This is a genomic window from Streptomyces sp. WELS2 (assembly GCF_013870595.1).
Lineage (GTDB): Bacteria > Actinomycetota > Actinomycetes > Streptomycetales > Streptomycetaceae > Streptomyces.
Genome location: NZ_JACBWZ010000759.1, coordinates 1 through 2,944 on the forward strand (window position 1 = coordinate 1; position 2,944 = coordinate 2,944).

At 73.4% G+C, this 2,944-nt stretch carries 5 protein-coding genes; all 5 read left to right on the plus strand.

The window, feature by feature from the left end; all coding sequences use genetic code 11:
• A partial coding sequence (locus tag H5J33_RS36845; protein WP_220212852.1) for a hypothetical protein occupies positions 1 to 187 on the plus strand: 187 nt, incomplete at its 5' end.
• Between the two features lie 192 nt (positions 188 to 379).
• Positions 380 to 1,039: a TetR/AcrR family transcriptional regulator gene (locus tag H5J33_RS29370; RefSeq protein ID WP_181797840.1), complete on the plus strand. Its 660-nt coding sequence runs from the start codon at positions 380 to 382 to the stop codon at positions 1,037 to 1,039.
• Positions 1,040 to 1,249: 210 nt separating this feature from the next.
• Positions 1,250 to 2,473 carry a cytochrome P450 gene (locus tag H5J33_RS29375; protein WP_181797841.1) on the plus strand — a complete coding sequence of 408 codons (1,224 nt, stop codon included), beginning with the start codon at positions 1,250 to 1,252 and terminating at the stop codon, positions 2,471 to 2,473.
• 46 nt (positions 2,474 to 2,519) lie between these two features.
• Positions 2,520 to 2,714 carry a ferredoxin gene (locus H5J33_RS29380; protein WP_181797842.1) on the plus strand — a complete coding sequence of 65 codons (195 nt, stop codon included), beginning with the start codon at positions 2,520 to 2,522 and terminating at the stop codon, positions 2,712 to 2,714.
• Positions 2,711 to 2,944: FAD-dependent oxidoreductase (locus tag H5J33_RS29385; protein WP_181797843.1), on the plus strand; the 234-nt coding region annotated here is incomplete at its 3' end. The genes H5J33_RS29380 and H5J33_RS29385, both read left to right, overlap by 4 nt.

The window sequence follows — 2,944 nt, forward strand, 5'->3', positions numbered from 1 at the left end:
CGCGGCCCCGCCGATCGCCCGCGCCGAGGCCGTGGCCGTGGCCGACACCATCGGCGTCCGCCCACCGGCCGCGCACCGAACGCCCCGCCTCCGCCACCAACCGCCCTCCGCGCGCCGTTGGGACGACTGCGGGAACGACCGCTCCCGCTCGGGAGTCCATGGCCGCGCCACGCGCCCCCTGCCGTGACCAGGGCACACTCCGTCGTGGCGGGACCGGCCGCTTCCGCGCCCGCCCGGCGACACAGGGCCTGGTCCGCGTGTGCCGGTGTGACGGCGGGTGTCGTGTACGGTCGGGGCGGCTGCCCTGCGGTGATCAACGGATGACCACCGGTTTCGGCGGTGCGGTGCGGACGTCCCGGTGTGGAGGAGGTGTACGGCGGTGGGCGAGGCGAAGCGGCGCGAGGACGACTCCGCCGGGGCTCCGGCGGAGCGGACGGCGCGGGTGCGCAACCCCCGCGGGCAGGGCGAACGGCTGCGTGAGGAGATCCTGCGCGCCGCCGGGGGGCTGCTGGAGCAGGTGGGCAGCGAGGACGCCCTGTCGCTGCGGGCGGTGGCCCGGGAGGTCGGCATCGCCACCCCGAGCATCTACCGGCACTTCGCCGACAAGACCGAACTGGTGTGGGCGGTGCTGGCGGAGCACTACGAGCGGCTGGCCGCGCTGATGTCCGAGGCCGACGCCTCCGCACCCGTGGACGAACCGCTGGAACGGCTGCGGGACCAGTTGCGCGCGTACTGCCGCTTCGCGGTGGCCAACCCGGCCAAGTACCGCCTGATGTGCGAGACCTGGCAGACCCCGGTGGACGAGGAGCGGCTGCACGGTCACCCGGCCGGGCTGCTGCTGCGCGGGCTGCACGAGGCGCTCACCCACTGCGAGGAGGCCGGCTGGCGGGTGCGCGGCACCCGTGCGGAAGCGCCGTACCTGCTGTGGTGCGCGCTGCACGGCCGGGTCGCGCTGTGGCAGGTCATGCCGCGCCGCAAGGACACCGCCCGGCTGGACCGGTTCGTGGACGAACTGCTCGGCCTGCTGCTGGAACGCTGACGCGTCCTCGGCACCGCTTCCTCACCTTCGCCCGGCACCCGTTTCCGTGGTGCCCTCCCTTCGGTCCGCCGCCGTCTCGCGTCCGGGCCGGCCCTCCACCACATCACCCGATTTCCTTCACCTCTCCTGCGGTCCGGGCCGTGCTCCGCCCTAAGGAAACGGTCGTAAGCTAACAGCTGTTAGTCGAAGGCCTCCCCCACAAGGAGTGGCATGACCACCACCGCACCGCTTCCGCCGCTGCCTGCCCGGCCGCCGTCCGGATGCCCCTTCGATCCCCCCGAGGGCCTCGCCCGACTGCGCCTGGAAGAGCCCCTGTCCAAGGTCGCCCTGGACGACGGCGGCTGGGCCTGGCTCGCCACCCGGTACGCGGACGTCCGGGCGATCCTCGGCGACGCGCGCTTCAGCTCCGACACCTCCGCCCCCGGCTACCCGGTCAGCGGCATGACCGGAGGCAGCCCGCGTCCCGGCGCCACCCGCGGCTTCATCCGCATGGACCCGCCGGAACACACCCGGCTGCGCCGCATGGTCACCCGCGACTTCATGGTCAAGCGGGTGGAGGCGCTGCGCCCCACACTGCAGCGGCTCACCGACGAACTGTGCGACGCGATGGAGCGGACCGACCGTTCCGAGCACCCCGTCGACCTGGTCCAGGCCCTGGCGCTGCCGCTGCCCTCGCTGGCCATCAGCCTGCTGCTGGGCGTGCCCTACGAGGACCACGACACCTTCCAGCGGCTCACCGGCACCCTGCTCTCCCGTGATCTCACCGAAGCGGAGCGCGAGCCCGCGCGCCGTGAACTGCTCGCCTACATCAACGAGTTGGTGAACGCCAAGAAGGCCGAGCCGGGCGACGACATCATCAGCCGGCTCGTCACCGAGCAGTACGCGCGGGGCGAGCTGACCCACGAGGACCTCGTGGCGTTCGCCGTGCTGCTGCTGGTCGCCGGGCACGAGACGACGGCCAACATGATCGGCCTGAGCGCCCTGTCCCTCATGCTCGACCAGGAGACCGCCGGCCGGCTGCGCGAGGACCCCTCCCTGGTGCGCGGCGCCGTGGAGGAACTGCTCCGTTTCCACAGCATCATCCGCAACGGCCCCCGGCGCGCGGCCCTCGAGGACGTGGAGGTCGGCGGACAGCTCATCCGCCGGGGGGAGGGCGTCATCGTCGCCGTGCCCTCCGCCAACCGCGACGAGGACACCTTCCCCGACGCCGACCGCCTCGACATCCGCCGCCCCAACGCCCAGCACCACGTGGCCTTCGGCTACGGCATCCACCAGTGCCTCGGCCAGGCGCTGGCCCGCGCCGAGCTCCAGGTGGTGATCACCACGCTGCTGCGCCGCTTCCCGGGCATGCGCCCCGCCGTGCCGGTCGAGGAGATCCCCTTCCGCACGGACATGGTCATCTACGGCTGCCACGCCCTCCCGGTCACCTGGTGACCCGCCGACCCCTGGCCCGATCCACCCCACTTCTGGAGGAATCCTGATGCAGATCACCATCGACGAGGCGAAGTGCTGCGGCGCCGGCCAGTGCGTGCTGGTCGCTCCCGAGGTCTTCGACCAGCGTGACGAGGACGGCATCGTCGTCCTGCTCGACGCCGCCCCGGACGCCGCCCGGCACGCCGCCGTGCGCGAGGCCGCCACCATCTGTCCCGCCGCGGCCATCCAGGTGCGGGAATGAGCGCCCCGCACACCCCCCGCCCCCGCATCGCGGTCGTCGGCGCGGCGGCGGCCGGGCTGGCCGCCGCCGAAGGGCTGCGCCGCCTGGGCTGGGACGGGGAGATATCCCTCATCGGCGACGAACCCCATCCGCCCTACGACCGGCCGCCGTTGTCCAAGCACGTCCTGTCCGGCGACTGGGAACCGGAGCGCACCGCGCTGCGGGACGCCGGCCAACTGACGGAGCTCGGC

Excerpts from the sequence above, each read along its gene's own strand:
- H5J33_RS29380 (WP_181797842.1), top strand. The coding sequence starts at position 2,520 with ATGCAGATCACCATCGACGAGGCGAAGTGCTGCGGCGCCGGCCAGTGC.
- H5J33_RS29375 (WP_181797841.1), top strand. The coding sequence starts at position 1,250 with ATGACCACCACCGCACCGCTTCCGCCGCTGCCTGCCCGGCCGCCGTCC.